15 protein-coding genes and 1 tRNA gene are annotated in these 17,638 nt (G+C 71.0%); 12 read left to right on the top strand and 4 right to left on the bottom strand.

Annotated features, from left to right (window positions below):
- The first annotated feature begins 66 nt into the window (after positions 1-66).
- The 6 genes from HQQ78_RS04945 (at position 67) to HQQ78_RS04920 (ending at position 7,751) form a co-directional block, all read left to right on the top strand.
- The gene (locus HQQ78_RS04945) at positions 67-1,449 is read left to right on the top strand and encodes an MFS transporter (protein ID WP_173151305.1); all 1,383 of its coding nucleotides are present in this window, start codon (positions 67-69) and stop codon (positions 1,447-1,449) included.
- A 178-nt stretch (positions 1,450-1,627) separates the two neighbouring features.
- Positions 1,628-2,647 (top strand): LacI family DNA-binding transcriptional regulator, encoded by a 1,020-nt coding sequence (locus HQQ78_RS04940; RefSeq protein ID WP_233568360.1) that lies wholly within the window; start codon positions 1,628-1,630, stop codon positions 2,645-2,647.
- Positions 2,648-2,978: 331 nt separating this feature from the next.
- The gene (mmsA, locus tag HQQ78_RS04935) at positions 2,979-4,529 is read left to right on the top strand and encodes a multiple monosaccharide ABC transporter ATP-binding protein (RefSeq protein ID WP_056046505.1); all 1,551 of its coding nucleotides are present in this window, start codon (positions 2,979-2,981) and stop codon (positions 4,527-4,529) included.
- Entirely contained in the window at positions 4,526-5,893 is a 1,368-nt protein-coding gene (mmsB, locus tag HQQ78_RS04930; RefSeq protein ID WP_173151303.1) for a multiple monosaccharide ABC transporter permease, read from the top strand. Before mmsA ends, mmsB begins: the two co-directional genes overlap by 4 nt.
- A gap of 110 nt (positions 5,894-6,003) precedes the next feature.
- On the top strand, positions 6,004-7,101 hold the full coding sequence (locus tag HQQ78_RS04925) for a sugar-binding protein (protein ID WP_043592909.1): 1,098 nt from the start codon (positions 6,004-6,006) through the stop codon (positions 7,099-7,101).
- A 92-nt stretch (positions 7,102-7,193) separates the two neighbouring features.
- Complete coding sequence (locus HQQ78_RS04920; protein ID WP_371740357.1) at positions 7,194-7,751, top strand: MOSC domain-containing protein; 558 nt, start codon at positions 7,194-7,196, stop codon at positions 7,749-7,751.
- Between the two features lie 46 nt (positions 7,752-7,797).
- Here HQQ78_RS04920 and HQQ78_RS04915 read toward each other — a convergent pair whose 3' ends face one another.
- Positions 7,798-8,364 carry a TetR/AcrR family transcriptional regulator gene (locus tag HQQ78_RS04915; RefSeq protein ID WP_043592905.1) on the bottom strand — a complete coding sequence of 189 codons (567 nt, stop codon included), beginning with the start codon at positions 8,362-8,364 and terminating at the stop codon, positions 7,798-7,800.
- Positions 8,365-8,700: 336 nt separating this feature from the next.
- Between HQQ78_RS04915 and HQQ78_RS04910 the strand changes: the two genes are divergently transcribed.
- The 3 genes from HQQ78_RS04910 (at position 8,701) to HQQ78_RS04900 (ending at position 12,788) form a co-directional block, all read left to right on the top strand.
- Positions 8,701-9,930, top strand: coding sequence for a multidrug effflux MFS transporter (locus tag HQQ78_RS04910; RefSeq protein ID WP_056046500.1), 1,230 nt, complete (start codon positions 8,701-8,703; stop codon positions 9,928-9,930).
- A gap of 75 nt (positions 9,931-10,005) precedes the next feature.
- Complete coding sequence (locus HQQ78_RS04905) at positions 10,006-10,716, top strand: phosphatase PAP2 family protein (protein ID WP_173151301.1); 711 nt, start codon at positions 10,006-10,008, stop codon at positions 10,714-10,716.
- Between the two features lie 149 nt (positions 10,717-10,865).
- Complete coding sequence (locus HQQ78_RS04900) at positions 10,866-12,788, top strand: helicase HerA-like domain-containing protein (RefSeq protein WP_173151299.1); 1,923 nt, start codon at positions 10,866-10,868, stop codon at positions 12,786-12,788.
- 87 nt (positions 12,789-12,875) lie between these two features.
- On the opposite strand, the gene HQQ78_RS04895 is transcribed toward HQQ78_RS04900, so the two are convergent.
- From HQQ78_RS04895 to HQQ78_RS04885, 3 genes are all read right to left on the bottom strand, one after another.
- Complete coding sequence (locus HQQ78_RS04895; RefSeq protein ID WP_173151297.1) at positions 12,876-13,514, bottom strand: hypothetical protein; 639 nt, start codon at positions 13,512-13,514, stop codon at positions 12,876-12,878.
- 158 nt (positions 13,515-13,672) lie between these two features.
- Positions 13,673-14,053 carry an RNA-binding S4 domain-containing protein gene (locus HQQ78_RS04890; protein WP_173151295.1) on the bottom strand — a complete coding sequence of 127 codons (381 nt, stop codon included), beginning with the start codon at positions 14,051-14,053 and terminating at the stop codon, positions 13,673-13,675.
- A 50-nt stretch (positions 14,054-14,103) separates the two neighbouring features.
- Positions 14,104-14,625 carry a YbaK/EbsC family protein gene (locus HQQ78_RS04885; protein ID WP_173151293.1) on the bottom strand — a complete coding sequence of 174 codons (522 nt, stop codon included), beginning with the start codon at positions 14,623-14,625 and terminating at the stop codon, positions 14,104-14,106.
- A 120-nt stretch (positions 14,626-14,745) separates the two neighbouring features.
- On the opposite strand from HQQ78_RS04885, the gene HQQ78_RS04880 reads away from it, so the two are divergent.
- From HQQ78_RS04880 to nhaA, 3 genes are all read left to right on the top strand, one after another.
- Positions 14,746-14,830 (top strand) — tRNA-Ser (locus tag HQQ78_RS04880).
- Between the two features lie 109 nt (positions 14,831-14,939).
- Complete coding sequence (locus tag HQQ78_RS04875; RefSeq protein ID WP_173151291.1) at positions 14,940-16,253, top strand: PP2C family protein-serine/threonine phosphatase; 1,314 nt, start codon at positions 14,940-14,942, stop codon at positions 16,251-16,253.
- A 59-nt stretch (positions 16,254-16,312) separates the two neighbouring features.
- Complete coding sequence (gene nhaA / locus HQQ78_RS04870) at positions 16,313-17,608, top strand: Na+/H+ antiporter NhaA (RefSeq protein WP_173151289.1); 1,296 nt, start codon at positions 16,313-16,315, stop codon at positions 17,606-17,608.
- Positions 17,609-17,638 lie beyond the last annotated feature (30 nt).

Raw genomic sequence — 17,638 nt, 5'->3', positions numbered from 1 at the left:
CCCTCGCCGCCTGAGGGCGATCCTAGGGGAGGGGGTGCCGTCGGTGGCTCGGCCTAGGCTGACGACATGACCGACGCCGCCGCCGTGAGCACCCGCCCCGAGGGCGTGCTCAGCGGTCGGTACCGGCTGGCCACCCTCGGCATGTGCGCCCTGATCGGCATCGCGGCGTTCGAGTCGCTCGCGGTCACGACGATCATGCCGATCATCAGCCGTGAGCTCGACGGCGAGGCGCTCTACTCGCTCAGCTTCGCGGCCCCCCTCGCGTCCGGCCTGGTCGGCATGGTGGTGGCGGGCAACTGGGCCGACCGCAGCGGGCCGCGCGTCGTGGTCATCGCCTCGATGCTGCTGTTCGCCGTCGGGCTGCTCGTCGTCGGCACCGCGCCCGACATGGTCGTGCTGCTGGTCGGCCGTCTGGTGCAGGGCGTCGGCTCCGGCGCGGTCATCGTCGGGCTCTACGTCATGGTCGCCCGGCTCTACCCGCCGGGCCTGCACCCGTCGATCTTCGCGGGGTTCGCCGCGGCCTGGGTCGTCCCGGGCCTCGTCGGGCCACTCGTCGCGGGCGTCGTGGCCGAGACGGTCGGCTGGCACTGGGTCTTCCTCGGTGCACTCGGCCTCGCCGTGCCCGCGTTCTTCGCCGTCCTGCCGAGCCTGCGTCGCGTCCCTCCGCCCGAGGTGGCCGAGGGTGGGGGGCGCGTGCCCTTGAGCATCGGCCGCATCCTCTGGTCGGTCGGCGCGGCCCTCGGCGTGCTGGCCCTCAACCTGGTCTCCGAGTTCCCGACCTGGTTGACCGTCGTCGTCATCGTGGTGGCGGTGGTCGTGCTCGCCGTGGCGCTCCGGCCCCTGTTGCCGCCGGGCACGCTGCGCGCCGCCCCGGGGCTGCCCACCCTGGTGCTGCTGCGCGGTCTCGTGGGGGCGGCGTTCCTCGGCAGCGAGGTCTACATCCCGTACATGCTCTCGGCCGAATACGACTTCAGCGCCTCGGCCTCCGGCGTGACGCTGACCCTGGGGGCGCTCGGCTGGGCGTTCGCGAGCTGGGTGCAGGGCAGGCTCGGCGACCGGGTGGCCCAGCGCGACGGCATCGGCATCGGCATCGTCCTCGTGCTCCTCGGCGTCGTGGTCGCCGCGCTGACCCCCCTGTTCCACCTGCCCCCGGCCTTCCTCATCGCGACCTGGGCCGTCGCCGGATTCGGCATGGGGTTCATGTACCCCCGCTTCTCGGTGCTCGTCCTCGCGCTGTCGCCCGAGTCCGAGCGCGGGTTCAACAGTTCGGCGTTGACCATCGCCGACTCCACCGGTTCGGCCGTCGCGCTGGCCTTGACCGGCGCCGCGTTCGGGGTGCTCGGCGGCGCGTCCAGCCCCCTCGCCTTCGTCGCCTGCTTCGCCGTCGGCACGGGCGTCGCGGTGCTCGCGCTCGCCCTGAGCGGCCGCGCGGTGCCCCGGGGACGGTGACCGCGCCTCCTGCCCGCCGATGGTGCCGCCGCTCCGCCGGTGCCGGTGCCGGCGCCGGGCGTCGCGACGGGGCGGTGACCCCCGTCCGGGACGTCGGCGACCTCCGGGGAATGCATAATGGTCTCCGGACGACGATGTGTACGGTCACATCGCCCGGTCACAGAGCGACGGAGCGACGGTGAAGCCTGACATCGACAAGGTGCGTGCTCCCAACATCCGCGACGTGGCCGCTCTCGCAGGGGTCTCGTACCAGACCGTCTCGCGTGTGCTCAACGACAGTCCCAGCATCCGGCCGAGCACGCGGCAGAAGGTGCTCGACGTCATCGACGAGATCGGCTACCGACCGAACCAGGCCGCGCGGGCGCTGGTCACCAGCCGGTCGAAGGCCATCGGCGTGCTCACCCTGCAGAACGTCCACTTCGGTCCGCAGACGATCGTCAACGCCATCGAGGTCGCGGCCCGGACGGCCGGCTACCGGCTGAGCATCGCGAGCACGACCACGGTGTCGGACGACGTCCGGGCGAGCCTGCAGTTGCTCACCAACCAGGCCGTCGAGGCGATCATCGTCATCGCCCCGCAACGCAAGTTCTTCGACGTGATCGACGAGCTCGACCTCGACGTCCCCATCGTCGCGCTCGACTCGACGCAGCGGGCCCGGGCGCACAGCCTCTCGGTCGACCAGTTCGAAGGCGCGCGCCTCGCCACCCGGCACCTGATCGACCTCGGCCACCGGCACATCGTGCACGTCGCCGGACCCCAGGACTGGATCGAGGCCGACGAGCGGATGCAGGGCTTCCTCTTCGAGATGGGCGAGGCCGAGTTGTCCATCGAGCCGCCCATCCTCGGCGACCTGACCGCCGACTTCGGCTACACGGCCGGGCAGGAGCTGCTGCGTCGCCGCGACTTCACGGCCGTGTTCTCGGCCAACGACCTGATGGCCGTGGGGTTGCTGCACGCCTTCCGCGAGGCCGACGTCGACGTGCCCCGCGAGGTCAGCGTCGTCGGCTTCGACGACTCGCCGACCGCACCGCACCTGTGGCCGCCGCTCACGACCGTGCGTCAGGACTTCGCCCTGATCGGCCGACGAGCCGTCGAACTCGTCGTGGCCGAGCTCGAGGGCGGCACGGTCGTCGACCGCACCTTGATCCCCCCGGAACTGGTGGTGCGCGGGTCGACCTCGCGCCCCTGGTTCCTCTGACGGCCCGTCACCGCACGGCGGGACGACCGTCAGGAGGCGCGGCGCGCGTCGGTCGGCCCGCGTTCGATAACGGATCGGCATCGGCATTTGACAGCACCCCCTCTCGGGATTAGCTTTGCTCCAGTCGCAGTGTGAACGGTCACATTCGGCGGGTCCGGCCCCTTCGGCAGGCTCGACGGACGGCCCGGCACGGCGGCGACGAATCACAGGATGCCCGTCGGTGCACATCACCGGCGGACGACGACGAGGTCGAAGGTCGAGGACGACGTGCCCAGTGCCGTGACGCAGAGCGAACAGCTCGCGAGCAGCCACATCCCCGGGGGTGCCCCGCATGGGCGTTGACTCTCCCGTCATCCTCGAGATGCGCTCCATCACGAAGGAGTTCCCGGGCGTCAAGGCGCTCGACGACGTGTCGATGCAGGTCCGCGCCGGTGAGGTGCACGCGATCTGCGGCGAGAACGGCGCCGGCAAGTCGACGCTGATGAAGGTCCTCTCGGGTGTCTACCCGTTCGGCACCTACACGGGCGACATCGTCTACCAGGGTGCCGAGATGCGCTTCCGCGACATCCGCTCGAGCGAGTCGCAGGGCATCGTCATCATCCACCAGGAGTTGGCGCTGATCCCCGAGCTCTCGATCACCGAGAACATCTTCCTCGGCAACGAGCCGACCCGCTTCGGGGCCATCGACTGGCGCGCGGCGAAGACGAAGGCCATCGACCTGCTCGCCCGCGTCGGCCTCAAGGACGACCCCGACACCGCCATCAAGAACCTCGGCGTCGGCAAGCAGCAGCTCGTCGAGATCGCCAAGGCGCTGAACAAGAACGTCAAGCTGCTGATCCTCGACGAGCCGACCGCGGCCCTCAACGAGGCCGACTCGCAGCACCTGCTCGACCTCATCCGCGGCCTCAAGGGTCGGGGCATCTCGTCGATCATGATCAGCCACAAGCTCAACGAGATCGAGGCCATCGCCGACTCCATCACGATCATCCGTGACGGCAAGACCATCGAGACGCTCGACGTGAAAGAGGACGGCGTCAACGAGGACCGCATCATCCGCGGCATGGTCGGCCGCAACCTGGCCAGCCGTTTCCCCGACCGCACCCCGAAGATCGGCGAGGTCTTCTTCGAGGTCAAGGACTGGTGGGTGCGCCACCCGCAGACGGCCGAACGCTTCGTCTGCAAGGGATCGTCCATCACCGTGCGCAAGGGCGAGATCGTCGGCCTGGCCGGCCTGATGGGCGCCGGTCGCACCGAACTCGCGATGAGCATCTTCGGTCGCTCGTACGGTCAGTTCGTCTCGGGCGAGATCGTCAAGGACGGCCGCAAGATCGAGATCAAGAACGTCTCGGACGCGATCGACAACGGCCTGGCCTACGTCTCCGAAGACCGGAAGGTGCTGGGGCTCAACCTGCTCGACGACATCAAGCGCTCGACGGTCGCGGCCAAGCTCACCAAGATCTCGAAGGCCTCCGTGGTCAACACCTACGAAGAGCACTCGATCGCCGAGGACTACCGCAAGAGCCTGCGCGTCAAGACCCCCACGGTCGACGAGGGGGTCGCCAAGCTCTCCGGCGGCAACCAGCAGAAGGTCGTCCTGGCGAAGTGGATGTTCACCGACCCCGACCTGCTCATCCTCGACGAGCCCACGCGAGGCATCGACGTGGGCGCCAAGTTCGAGATCTACAACATCATCAACCAGCTCGCGGCCCAGGGCAAAGGCGTGATCGTCATCTCGTCCGAACTGCCCGAGCTGCTGGGGCTCTCCGATCGCATCTACACGATCTTCGAGGGTTCCGTCACGAACGAGATCGAGGCCTCCGAGGCCGACGCCGAGACGCTCATGCGAACCATGACCTCGAAGAAGAAGGAGCAAGCCGCATGAGTGGCATCAAAGACCTGAAGAAGGTGTTCGGCGGCAACACGTCGAACGCGCGCCAGTTCGGCATGATCGCGACGCTCGTCGTGGCCATCCTGATCTTCCAGGTGCTGACCGACGGGCTCACCCTGCAGCCCACGAACCTCATCGCCCTGGTCAGCCAGTACTCGTACATCCTGATCCTCGCCATCGGCATGGTGATGGTCATCGTGGCCGGTCACATCGACCTCTCGGTCGGTTCGGTCGCCGCCTTCAGCGGCATCGTCGTCGCCAAGGCGATGGACAGCTGGGGTCTTCCGTGGGGTGCCGCGATCCTGCTCGGCCTCGTGGTCGGCGTGGTCATCGGCGCCTGGCAGGGCTTCTGGGTCGCCTACGTCGGCGTCCCCGCCTTCATCGTGACGCTGGCCGGCATGCTGCTCTTCCGCGGTGCCAACCAGTTCGTCGGCAACGCCGACACCATCCCGGTCCCCGAGGGCTTCACGGTCATCGGCGCGGGTTACCTCCCCGAGTTCGGTCCGAACACCGGCTACAACAACGCGACCCTGCTGCTCGGCCTCGTCATCATCGTCGCCGTGGTCTACAACGAGTTCCGTCTGCGTCGCATCCAGCAGAAGATGGGCTCCGAGCGGGCTCCCCTCTGGGTCAGCGCCGTCAAGCTGGTCGTGCTGGTCGCGATCATCGCCTACGCCGCGACGCTGTTCGCCGGCGGCCGCGTCGGGACGTCGTTCCCGATCTCGGGCATCATCCTCGGCGTGCTCGTCCTGGTCTACGGCTTCGTCACGCAGAACACGATCTTCGGTCGGCACATCTACGCGGTGGGTGGCAACTCTCACGCCGCCGAGCTCTCGGGCGTCAAGGCGAAGCGCATCAACTTCTTCGTCATGATGAACATGTCCGTGCTCGCCGCTCTGGCCGGCATGATCTACGTCGCCCGTGCCGGTGCCTCCGGCCCGCAGGACGGCCTCAACTGGGAGCTCGACGCCATCGCCTCGGTCTTCATCGGTGGCGCCGCCGTCGCCGGCGGCATCGGCACGGTGACCGGCTCGATCGTCGGTGGTTTCGTCATCGCCGTGCTGAACAACGGCCTGCAGCTCATGGGCGTCGGCTCCGACAAGGTGCAGATGATCAAGGGCCTCGTGCTCCTGATCGCGGTCGCGGTCGACGTCTACAACAAGAGCCAGGGTCGTCCTTCCATCACCGGGTTCCTCACCCGGGGCCTGCGTCGCGACAAGAACGGCATCGCGGCCTCCGACCTGCCCCCGGGCGCCCAGAACGGCGTCGGTCGCGACGCCGAGACGATCGAGCCCGCCCTCACCCCGAACGGCGACATCTCGGACGTGCAGCGTCCCAAGGCCACGACGCCCAACTAGACCCACGACCCGCGCGCCCGTCCATCGACGGCCGGGCGCGCCTCCACCGGGAGTCCGCACCGCGGGCGACCACACGGCATCACCCCTCACAACGAGAAAGTAGACACAGCATGCGCAAACTCGCGCTGACGACCTTCGCGGTCGCCGCAGCAACGACGCTGATCCTGAGCGGCTGCTCGAACTCGGCCCGCACCGACGCGGGTTCGGGCGACGCGGCCTCGGGCTTCGAGTCCGGTTCGACCATCGGCGTGGCCCTGCCGGCCAAGACCAGCGAGAACTGGGTCCTCGCCGGCGACCTGTTCACCAAGGACCTCACCGACGCCGGGTTCAAGCCCGACGTGCAGTACGCGGCCGCCAGCGGCACCGTGGCCAACCAGCAGGACGAGATCCAGTCCATGGTCACCAAGGGCGCGAAGGTCATCATCATCGGCGCGGCCGACGGTGGCCAGCTCGGCACCCAGGTCAAGGCCGCCCACGACGCCGGCGCCGTGGTCATCGCCTACGACCGCCTGATCCTCAACACCGAGGACGTCGACTACTACGTCGCGTACGACAACTTCAAGGTCGGCGAGCTCCAGGGCCAGGCCCTGCTCGACGGCATGGCCGCGAAGAAGGCCGACGGCCCCTACAACGTCGAGCTGTTCTCCGGCTCGTCGGACGACGCCAACTCGAAGGTCTTCTTCGACGGCGCGATGAGCGTCCTGCAGCCGAAGATCGACGACGGCACCCTCGTCGTCGCCTCGGGCCAGACCGACATCAAGCAGACGGCGACCGACGGCTGGAAGCCCGAGAACGCCCAGCGTCGCATGGACTCGCTGCTCACCAGCACCTACGGTGACAAGGAGCTCGACGGCGTCCTGAGCCCGAACGACACCCTGGCCCGCGCCATCATCACCTCGGTGAAGCAGGCAGGCAAGGACATCCCGACCGTCACCGGTCAGGACTCCGAGGTCGAGTCGGTCAAGTCGATCATGGCCGGCGAGCAGTACTCGACCATCAACAAGGACACCCGCAACCTCGTGAAGCAGGCCGTCGCGATGGTCAGCTCGCTCAGCAAGGGCGACAAGGCCGAGACGAACGACGACAAGTCGTACGACAACGGCAGCAAGGTCGTCCCGGCCTACCTGCTGCCCCCGCAGATCGTGACCAAGGACAACGCCGCCGAGGCGTACGCCAACGACACGACGCTCGAGCCGCTCACCAAGTAGCACTCCCGCTGCCCTCGGGCAGCACCGGCACCGGCCGGGCACCCCGCACGGGGTGCCCGGCCGTCGTCGTCGGCGGGCGGTATCGTGCGTCCGTGGACACCGACCGACGAGCGCAGGAGGCGCGGGCCGCGTCCGCGACGCCGGTCACCGTCGAGTCGCTGCTCGCCTCGCCCCGGTCCCGCTACGTCGGCCGCCCCGCCGACGGCCCGGCCCCGGCCCCGACCACGGGCCCCGAGTCGCACGACGCCGTCACCGTGCGCGCCCACCTCGGCATCGTGGGCGACCGCTACTTCAACGCCCCGGCGCACCGCGGGGCCTCGGTCACCCTGTTCGCCGCCGAGCAGCTCGGGCACCTGGCCCGCGAGCTCGGTCTGCCCGAGGGCACCGTGCTCGACGCCGCCCTGACGCGTCGCAACGTGGTCGTGCGCGGCATCGACGTCGACGCGCTCGTGGGTCGCGAGTTCGACCTCGACACGGGCGACGGCCCCGTGGTCTTCCGCGCGAACCGGGCGGCGAACCCGTGCGCGTGGATGGACGTGGTGTTCGGCGCGGGGGCCTTCCGCGCGCTCCGGGGCCGCGGGGGAGTCCGATGCGAACCGCTCACCGACGGGGTGCTGCGCGTGGGGCCGGGACTGCTGCGCGCCTCCTAGGCGCCTGGGCGGCCCACCGACCCGTCGGAACGGGGGGCGCTGCGGGTCAACCCCACCAGGTGGGCAGCATGAGGTTCATGGTGTCGAGCAAGGCGCGTCGGCTCGTCCGCTTGCCGCCGAGCCAGGCCTCGACGGCGCCTACGAGCCCGTGTGCCAGGTGGCCGGCGGCGATGTGCACCGCGAGCCCCTCGGGGAGGCTGCCGGCGGGCAGGCCGGCGAGGTGCTGCACGCTCGACTCCTCGAAGTGGCGGGCCAGCGCCTGGTGGATCGAGGCGTCGAGCGGGTCGGGCAGGGCGAGACGGTAGATCTCGCGGTACCGCACGACGTGGTCGACGACCTTCTCCATCGCGCGTCGCGTCGCGTCGGGGCCGTCGGCCCGGCCGTCGAGCCGCAGCGCGTGGTCCTCGTCGCGGATCGCGTCGAGCTCGGGGGTGAGCACCGCGGTGAGCAGGCTGCCGGGCGAGGTCGCGTGGCTGTAGAACGTCGCGCGGTTGATCCCCGCGGCCCGGGTGACGTCGGCGACCGAGATGCTCGACACGGGCCTGGTCGAGGCGAGCTCGACGACGGCGGCGTGCAGTGCCTTCGTGGTCTGGACGATGCGCGCGTCGACCATGGACGTTCCTCCTCGGGTGCTCGGACGGGACGATCGCGTCCGAGGCCAGGTCGAGCCTAGACCGGGCCGACGCGCCGACACGGCACGGCGCGAGCCGCCGAGGCGGAAGGGCTGTCGCGGGGGTGCACGGCAGGGTTAGGCTGAGAGCCGACGGGTGTCGTGCAGCGACGCCGTTCCCCTCCCTCCTCCCACCCCCTGCGATCTCGTGGTGGTCGTGCGCGACGGCCCGGTCGCATCGATTCGAGCCGCGAGCCGGCCTCGTCGTCGTGGCCGCGCCTCCTCGCGTGCCCCGATCCGTGACCGCCCCTCCGCGACCCCCCAGACAGGACCTGCCTCGTGACCACCGTCGTCCACCCGGGTGACTCCCTGACCCGCCGCCAGCGGCTCGTCTACGTCGTCGTGCTCGGCGCGCTCACCGCGCTCGGGCCGTTCACGATCGACCTCTACCTGCCGGCGTTCCCCGAACTCAGCCGGGACTTCTCCGTCGACAGCGGCGTCATCCAGCTGACGCTGACGGCGACGACGATCGGCTTCGGGGTGGGGCAGCTGCTGGTCGGGCCGTGGAGCGACAAGGTCGGCCGTCGCACGCCGCTGATCGTCGCGACCGCCGTGCACATCCTCGCCAGCATCGGCGCCGCCAGCGCGCCGACCATCGAGCTGCTCGCCGTGTTCCGGGTGCTGCAGGGCATGGGTGCCGCCGCCGGGGGCGTCGTCGCCATGGCGACGGTGCGCGACCTGTTCGGTGGGCTGCCGCTCGTGCGCATGCTGTCGCGTCTCGCCCTGGTGAACGGGCTCGCCCCCATCGTCGCGCCCGTCATCGGCTCGCAGCTGCTGGCCTTCACCAGCTGGCGCGGCATCTTCGTGTTCCTCGTGGCCTACGGCGCGTTCGTGATCATCGCCGCGATCTTCCTGATCGTCGAGACCCTGCCGCCCGCGCGGCGGCACGAGGCCGGGCACACGACCCTCGGACAGCGCTACAAGGTGCTCTTCAGCGACCGGATCTTCGTCGGCGTCGCCCTGATCGGGGCGATGGTCTTCTCGGGCCTGTTCTCGTACCTCTCGGCCTCGTCGTTCCTCTTCCAGGAGGTCTACGGCCTGAACGCCCAGCAGTACGGCTACCTGTTCGCGATCAACTCGCTCGGGATCGTCGCCGGCGTCCAGATCAGCTCGCGGCTGGCCCGGCGGGTCGGGCCGCAGTGGATCCTCGCCTGCTCGACGATCGTCCTGCTGCTCGCCGCCGCGTCGATCGTCGTGCTCGACTCGCTCGGTGCCGGGCTCGTGGGCATCCTCGTGCCGCTGTGGTTCTTCATCGCGGCCTGCGGCTTCTCGTTCCCGCAGGTCCAGGTGCTCGGGCTCGCCAACCACGGCAAGGAGGCAGGGACGGCGGCGTCGTTGCTCGGCGCGCTGAACTTCGGCCTGGCGGGGCTCATCTCGCCGGTGGTCGGGTTCCTCGGCATCGGGTCCGCCGTGCCGATGGGCAGTGTCATGGTCGCCACCTCGTGCGTGGCCATCGCGAGCCTGTGGCTGCTGGTGCGCCCGCGGACGGTGCCGGCGCTGGGTCGCTGACCCGCGCCTCCCGGTCGTCCGTCGCCGACCGGGGCCTCCCGGTCGCCGACCCGCGCCTCCCGGTACCGTCTGGGGATGCGCACCGACCCGCTCGCCCCGAAGCCCGCCTCGCCGTCCGAAGAACGGGTGGCCCGCCGCGTGCAGCGCCGCTGGTGGGTGTTCAGCGCGCTCGGCGCCATCGGCGTCGTGCTGCTGCTCGGCGTCGTGATCACGGCCCGGTCGGGGGTGATCGGCGTCGACGAGCGGTTCATGGGCGAACTGGTCGAGCACCGCAGCCCGTTCTGGGACGTCCCCTCGTTGATCTTCAACTCGATCGGCGCGGGCGTGGTCGGCGTCTTCGTCGTCCCGCTAGGCGTCGCCGCGCTCTTCCTGCTGCGCCGTCGCCCGTGGGCCGCGCTCTACTGGATCGCCGCCTGCGCGCTCAGCGCGGGCGTGGTCCAGGTCGTCAAGCACACGTTCGGCCGGGCCCGTCCCGAGGACATCCTCGTGGTGAGCGACTACGGCTCGTTCCCCTCGGGCCACACGTCCAACGCCGCGACGCTGGCCGTCGTGCTCGGGGTGATCCTGCGACGCGTCTGGGTGTGGGTCGCGGGCGCGGCCTACACGGTGCTGATGCTGCTCAGCCGCACCTACCTCGGGGCGCACTGGCTGACCGACACGATCGGCGGGCTGCTGATCGGTGCCGGGGTCGCGGTCGTCCTCTGGGCTCCGGTCGCGCACCGGCTGCTCGACGAGCAGGAGCGCGTGCGGGGTCGCGGCTGGATCTGGCAGGGGCGCCCCGCCTGACGGTGCCGCTCGCGGGGTCGATGACGGGGCGCTCTCGGTGCCGCTCGCGGGGTCGATCACGGGCGGTCCGGACGAGGCGGGCGTGCGGTGTCGCCCGCTGTGGCCGAACTCGCCCGGACCACCGTGCCCAGGGTGCCTAGGCTGGCCGCATGACGGACGCGCTCGAGCAGGCCAGGGCGGAGGCCGCCGCAGCGGTCGCCGCCGCCGAGAAGGCGAAGCAGGACGCGGAGGCGGCACTCGCGCGGGCCGAGCGGCTCGCGGCCGAGGCGGACGTCGCCGACGCCGCGGCGGACGCCGGGCTGACCGAACCCGAGCCGGTCGCCGGCACCCCGGTCGACGGCCTGCCCGTCCCGCCCGGCGGGCCGCTCGACGAGTCGGCGGTCGACCTCGTCCGCGCGGGCTACGGTTTCGACGGTCCCGCCCTCGAGCTCGGCGCCCTCGTGAACGGCGATGCCCGGGTCGACGTGCCCGTGCGCATCCCGCTCGCGATGCTCAACCGGCACGGGCTCGTGGCCGGTGCGACCGGCACGGGCAAGACCAGGACCCTGCAGGTGCTCGCCGAGCAGCTCTCGGCGGCCGGGGTCCCGGTGTTCGCGGCCGACGTGAAGGGCGACCTGTCGGGCATCGCGACGCCGGGCGAGGCGAACGAGAAGCTGCTGGCCCGCACGCGGGGGATCGGCCAGGACTGGTCGCCGCAGGCGGCACCGACCGAGTACTTCGCGCTGGGCGGCAAGGGCACCGGCGTGCCGGTCCGCGCGACGGTCAGCGGTTTCGGGTCGCTGCTGCTCAGCAAGGTGCTCGGCCTCAACGACACGCAGGAGAGCAGCCTCGGCCTGGTGTTCCACTACGCCGCGCAGGCCGGTCTGCCGCTGCTCGACCTGTCCGACCTGCGGGCCGTGCTGACCTGGCTGACGAGCGACGAGGGCAAGGGCGAACTCGAGGGGTTGGGCGGGCTGAGCAGACAGACCGTCGGGGTGATCCTCCGCGAGCTGATCACGTTCGCCGACCGGGGGGCCGACGCGTTCTTCGGCGAGCCCGAGATCGACACCGCCGAGTTCCTCCGCACGGCCGAGGACGGTCGTGGCGTCGTCAGCCTGCTCGAGGTGCCCGGCGTGCACGACCAGCCGGCGCTGTTCTCGACCTTCCTGATGTGGCTGCTCGCCGACCTCTACAACGACCTGCCCGAGGTGGGCGACCTCGACAAGCCGAGGCTCGTCTTCTTCTTCGACGAGGCGCACCTGCTGTTCGCCGACGCCTCGAAGGAGTTCCTGGCGCAGATCACGCAGACCGTCCGGCTCATCCGGTCCAAGGGCGTGGGCATCGTCTTCGTCACCCAGACCCCGAAGGACGTCCCGGGCGAGGTGCTCGCCCAGCTCGGCTCGCGCGTCCAGCACCAGCTCCGCGCGTTCACGCCCGACGACGCGAAGGCCCTGCGGGCGACGGTGTCGACGTACCCGACGAGCGACTACGACCTCGCCGCGGTGCTCACCGGCCTCGCCACCGGGGAGGCGGTGGTGACGGTCATGAACGAGAAGGGGGCTCCCAGCCCGGTCGCGTGGACGCGCCTCCGTGCCCCGCGCGGTTCGATGTCGCCGACCCCGGCCGACGTCATGACCGCGGCGGTCGCGGCGTCGCCGTTGAACGCCTCCTACGGGGCGTCGATCGACCGCGACTCGGCCCGGGAGATCCTGGCCCGCAAGCTCGAGGCGGCCGCGCTCGACCAGCGCGAACGGACCGACGCCGCGGCACGCCAGGCCACGATCGACGCCCAGCTCAAGGAGGCCGCGGCCCGCGAGAAGGCGGACGCCCAGGCGGTCACCGCCGCCGAGCGCGAGCGGAAGGCCGCCCAGGCCGAGTACGAACGTCAGCAGAAGGAGTTCGAGCGAGCCGAACGGGCGGCCGCGAAGGCGCGTGCCGGGCGCGGGACGACGACCCGCGCCTCCTCGGGGTCCCGTTCGTCGGGGTCCGGATCGACCGGCGGGTTGCTCGGCGAGGTCCTCGGGTCGAGTGCCGGCAAGGCGGTCGTGCGCGAGGTCGTCAAGGGCATCTTCGGCACGCTGCGTCGCCGCTGAGCCCCGGGTCGGTGCAGCCCCGAGGCGGTGCAGCCCCGGGGCGGTGCAGCCCCGGGTCGGTGCAGCCCCGGGCCCGCGGGCACGTCCTCAGGCGGGGTTGCCGAACGCCTGGAAGAGCACCACGAGCGTGCCGGTCGCCAGGGCGAACAGGCCGCAGGCGATGGTGACCCCGATCCACGGACGGCTCTCGTACCAGTAGGGGCTGTCGGGGTAGGCCGCGAAGAACTCGCGGCGGGTGAGGGCCCGGGGCAGGACGGTCGTCGGGATGCCGAGTGCGTCGACGACGGCGTGCACGGACGCCTCCGACCAGTACGTGCCCCGCATCCGGAACAGGCGTCGCCCCTCGTCGTCGAGGGCGAGCAGCTGCGTGACGGTCTCGGTCGAGTGGTCCCGGTAGGTGCGGACGAGCACGAGGGAGTCGACCTCGTCGCGCCGCAGCCGGACGAACCCGGGCAACCACCCCCGCTTGACGAACTCGCTGCGCGTGACGGCCGCGTACGAGAGGCGGTAGCGCCAGTACATGAGCAGTCCCATCACCACGACGCCGCAGGTGACGGCCAGCACGCCGCTCTGGTGACCGCTCGGCAGGGTCAGCCACAGCACCGCGATCAGCACGGGGGACAGGCTGAAGACGCCGGTGAGCGTGGCGCTCCGGGCGAGTTCGCGCCGTGGCCGCACCGTCACGGTGCCCCGCTCGGTCGGCATCGCCGCGTCGGTCGTGTTCATGTCGTCCCCCCGGGGTCGGCGTGACCCCGAGTCCCCCGACCCGAGGCTGCTGCTGTCGGGGCAGCGCCGTGCCCTCAGCGTAGACGATGCGTTCGCACAGATACCGGGGCGTCCCACCCCAGTGCGGGGAGCCCGCGATCGGGGGAGTCGAGCGAGTGTCAGCTCTCTGCGCGGTCCCTGAGGCGCTCGATCTCGCGACGGTCGCGCTTGGTGGGGCGGCCCGCGCCTCGGTCGCGGACCGGTACGGCGGCGACCTCTTCGCGCGGCGGCGGCGGGGGAGTGAGGTCGGTCATCGCCTCGGCCGCGGCCGGAGCACCGACGCGCTTCACGAGGCAGGTCTTGACGACGACGATCCGCTCGAAGCCCGCGATGCGCGCCCGGACCTCGTCGCCGGGACGGACGCCCTGGGCGGCCTTGACGCGCTCGCCGTTCACCCGCACGTGACCGGCCCGGCAGGCGGTGTTGGCGGCCGAGCGGGTCTTGTAGAGCCGGACGGCCCAGAGCCAGGCGTCGACGCGGGCGGACGTGAGGGGCGGCATGGGGAAATGCTACGGGTGGCCGCCGACGTCGACAACCGAGGGGGCCGGTCTCAGAGGTCGTCGGAGGCGACGCGCGCCGGGGTGCCCCCGGTCACGCGCACCAGCTCGGCGAACGTCGTGGCGAAGACGGTGTTCGCGGTGCCGGCGCTCGCCCAGAGCACGTCGTGGGTCTCGAGCGCGGTGTCGACGAGCGTCCGCACCGGGCTGGGGTGGCCGACCGGGGCCACGCCGCCGATGACCTGGCCGGTCGCGCGCTTCACCTGGTCGGCGTTCGCCCGCATGATCGGGCCCCGGCCGAGAGTCGACGCCACCAGGTCGGTGTCGACCCGGTGGGCGCCGCTGGTGAGCACGAGCAGGGCCTCCCCGCCGGAGTGGAACACCAGGCTGCTGGCGATGGCGCCCACCTCGCAGCCGAGGGCGGCGGCGGCCTGTGCGGCCGTGTGCGTCGACTCGTCGAACTCGCGGACCTCGCCCTCGGCGCCGGCGGCACGGAGGGCGGCGACGACGGCGCGGGCCCGCGGCGGCAGGGCGGCGTCGAGGTGCTCCGAGGAGGGGCGGTGCGCGTCGGTCATGCCCCGACGGTAGCCATGAGGGAGCCTCAAGGTCAGCAGCGACACGGGGGCGTCCCCCGGGCCCCGCGGAGTCCGGTACGCTGGTCTCGGTCGTGCGCCGGTTCACCGTGTGCCCGCCCTGGAGGATTCGCCTAGTGGCCTATGGCGCACGCTTGGAAAGCGTGTTGGGTGCAAGCCCTCAGGGGTTCGAATCCCCTATCCTCCGCATCGAGACGGCTCTTCCCTCCCCGGGAGGGGCCGTTTCTCGTCCTCGCCCCACGTTCTGGGGCATCGCCTTCTCCCCGATGGAGGCCCGGTCGCCCTAGCCTTGGGTCATGAGCGTCAGTCAGTTGGGCAACGACACCCTGCGCCCCAGCGTCTGGGGCGACTCCGGCCTCCTCGCGCGGGTCATGTCCGCCGGCTCGCGACGTCACGTCGCCCTGCTCAAGCAGGGCTTCGTCTTCCTCTTCGTGTTGCTCGCCGCGGTCGTGAGCACGCTCATCCCGTGGCTGCCCGTCAGCGATGCACCGAGCATGTGGGCCGGCGTCTTCGCCGCGTTCTGCGGCGTCGTCTTCGCCTCGGTGGTCTCCCGGCGTCCCCGCCTGCTCACCTGGGAGATCGTCATCCCCGCCGCCGACTTCGTCGCGGTGGGCCTGCTCCGCTACGGAACGGGTGACAGCGGGTCCGTCTTCATCCCCATCATCCTGCTGCCGATCGTCTGGATCGCCGTGTGGCCGGGGCGGCTCAGCATCGTGTGGCTGCTGATCGGATCGGCGGTCACCTTCATGCTGCCGTTCGTGATCGAGCCGAGCGGACGCGCGCCCAGCGAGTTCATCCGCATCGCCTTCTCCCTGGCCATCTACGCCACCATCGGCCTCGCCATCAACGAGCTCGCCCGGCAGGCGAGCCGCAAGGTGGAGCTGTCCCGAGCGCAGCAGCACGCGGTCGAACGGGAGCTCGACCGGGCCGCGACCATCCAGCAGTCGCTCCTGCCACCGAAGACGAGCCTCCTTCCCGAGATGTTCGCCGTCCGGGGGAGGTGCATCCCCGCCCGCGCCGTCGGGGGCGACTTCTACGACTGGTATCCCACCCCGGACGGCATCGCCCTGACCGTGGGGGACGTCATGGGCAAAGGCGTCGGAGCGGGGATGATCGCCGCCGCCGTGCGTTCCGTCATCCGCAGTTCGTCGGACGATCTCGACCCCGCCGTGGCCCTGCGTCGTGCGACGACGGGCCTCGCGAGCGGTGACGGCGACGTCCAGTTCACCACGTGCTTCCACGCCCGCATCACGCCGTCGGGCGAGATCCGTTGGGCCGACGGCGGACACGGGCTGGCGCTCATCCGGCGCGCCACCGGTCTCGTGGAGCGGCTGCAGTCGTCCGACCTCCCCATCGGCCTCGGGGACCGCTGGACGTCCTACGCCGACCAGCTGCACCCAGGCGACACGATCGTCTGCATCAGCGACGGGGTCCTCGACCTCTTCCCGGACGAACTGCACGCCTTCAGCCAGTTCCAACTGCTGCTCATCTCGTCCGGTGACCCGGGCGACATCGTGCAGAAGGTCGCCGAGCTGGTCGGCGACGACGAGCAGGCCGACGACGTCACCGTCGTCGCGGCGACGTTCGCCCCGGCTCTGACACGGGCGTGACGGGCGCCGTCGCCTCGTCCCGTGCCCGCCCCGGCGTCGTCTGGTAAGACAGGACGACGATGCCACACGACGACCTGCCCTCTTCCCCGCCTCCCGCCGTCACTCCCGGACTCTTCGCCGAAGAGACGACCTCGGAGTCCACCCGCCTCGGCGAGATCCTCCGGAAGGAGACCGTGGGTGGGGTCGTCCTCGTCGTCGCCGCCGTCCTGGCGGTCGTGTGGGCGAACTCACCGCTCTCAGGGGCGTACTTCGCACTCCGGGACTTCGAGTTCGGCCCGGAGGGTCTCGGGCTGCACCTGAGCGTGGGGGAGTGGGCCGCGGACGGGCTCCTGGCGATCTTCTTCTTCCTCGTCGGGCTGGAGCTCAAACGGGAGTTCGTCGCCGGAGAGCTGCGGAAGGTCAGCAAGGCGATCGTGCCGGTGGCCGCCGCGTTCGGCGGAGTCCTCGTCCCCGCCCTGATCTTCACCGCCGTCAACGCCTCCGACCCGGAGGCGGTGCGGGGGTGGGCCATCCCCACCGCGACCGACATCGCCTTCGCCGTCGCGGTCCTCGCCATCGTGGGCTCGAGGTTGCCCAGCGCGCTGCGCATCTTCCTGCTGACCCTCGCCGTCGTGGACGACCTCATCGCCATCGGCATCATCGCGTTCGTCTACACCAGCGCGATCGAGGTCGTCCCGTTGGCACTCGCCATCGTGCCGCTCGCGGCGTACGTGTTCCTCACCCAGAGGTTCCGACGGTTCTTCGGCCTGCACCCCGCCGCGAACTGGTTCATCCTCCTGCCGGTCGCCGTCCTGGTGTGGGGGCTCATCCACGCCTCCGGGGTCCACGCCACCGTCGCCGGCGTCCTCCTCGGTTTCGCCGTCCCCGTCATCCGGAGCCAGGCCAGTGGCGGCCCGGATGCGGGACCGGGGCTCTCCGAGGTCTTCGAGCACCGCTTCCGGCCCATCTCCACCGGCTTCGCCGTCCCCGTGTTCGCGTTCTTCTCCGCAGGCGTCGCCTTCGGTGGCCTCGACGGCCTCAGGACGGCTCTCTCGAGTCCGGTCACGATCGGCATCATCGCCGCCCTCGTCCTCGGAAAACCCGTCGGCATCCTCGCGACGACCTGGATCACGACCAGGATCACCCGGGCAGAACTCGACCGGAGCATCAAGTGGGTGGACCTCACCGGCGTCGCCCTCCTCGGGGGCATCGGCTTCACCGTGTCCCTGCTCGTCGCCGAACTGAGCTACGGGCTCGGCAGCGCGCACGACGACGACGCCAAGGTGGCCATCCTCGTCGCGTCGGTGCTCGCCGCCGTCCTCGCGACGGCCGTCCTGCGACCCCGCAACCGGTACTACCGTCACCAGGATCGGTGACCCCGACGACGTCGTGATTGGGACGGCGGG

This window comes from Frigoribacterium sp. VKM Ac-2859 (genome assembly GCF_013204925.1).
GTDB lineage: Bacteria > Actinomycetota > Actinomycetes > Actinomycetales > Microbacteriaceae > Frigoribacterium.
This window is presented reverse-complemented; position numbering and strand designations above follow the sequence as displayed.

Bases quoted from the DNA above. Each gene is read 5' to 3' on its own strand.
- HQQ78_RS04915 (WP_043592905.1), bottom strand. From the start codon at position 8,364: ATGGTCGACGCGCGCATCGTCCAGACCACGAAGGCACTGCACGCCGCC.
- HQQ78_RS04890 (WP_173151295.1), bottom strand. From the start codon at position 14,053: ATGCCGCCCCTCACGTCCGCCCGCGTCGACGCCTGGCTCTGGGCCGTC.
- mmsB (WP_173151303.1), top strand. From the start codon at position 4,526: ATGAGTGGCATCAAAGACCTGAAGAAGGTGTTCGGCGGCAACACGTCG.
- HQQ78_RS04905 (WP_173151301.1), top strand. From the start codon at position 10,006: ATGCGCACCGACCCGCTCGCCCCGAAGCCCGCCTCGCCGTCCGAAGAA.
- HQQ78_RS04885 (WP_173151293.1), bottom strand. From the start codon at position 14,625: ATGACCGACGCGCACCGCCCCTCCTCGGAGCACCTCGACGCCGCCCTG.
- HQQ78_RS04895 (WP_173151297.1), bottom strand. From the start codon at position 13,514: ATGAACACGACCGACGCGGCGATGCCGACCGAGCGGGGCACCGTGACG.
- HQQ78_RS04875 (WP_173151291.1), top strand. From the start codon at position 14,940: ATGAGCGTCAGTCAGTTGGGCAACGACACCCTGCGCCCCAGCGTCTGG.
- HQQ78_RS04925 (WP_043592909.1), top strand. From the start codon at position 6,004: ATGCGCAAACTCGCGCTGACGACCTTCGCGGTCGCCGCAGCAACGACG.
- mmsA (WP_056046505.1), top strand. From the start codon at position 2,979: ATGGGCGTTGACTCTCCCGTCATCCTCGAGATGCGCTCCATCACGAAG.
- HQQ78_RS04945 (WP_173151305.1), top strand. From the start codon at position 67: ATGACCGACGCCGCCGCCGTGAGCACCCGCCCCGAGGGCGTGCTCAGC.
- nhaA (WP_173151289.1), top strand. From the start codon at position 16,313: ATGCCACACGACGACCTGCCCTCTTCCCCGCCTCCCGCCGTCACTCCC.
- HQQ78_RS04900 (WP_173151299.1), top strand. From the start codon at position 10,866: ATGACGGACGCGCTCGAGCAGGCCAGGGCGGAGGCCGCCGCAGCGGTC.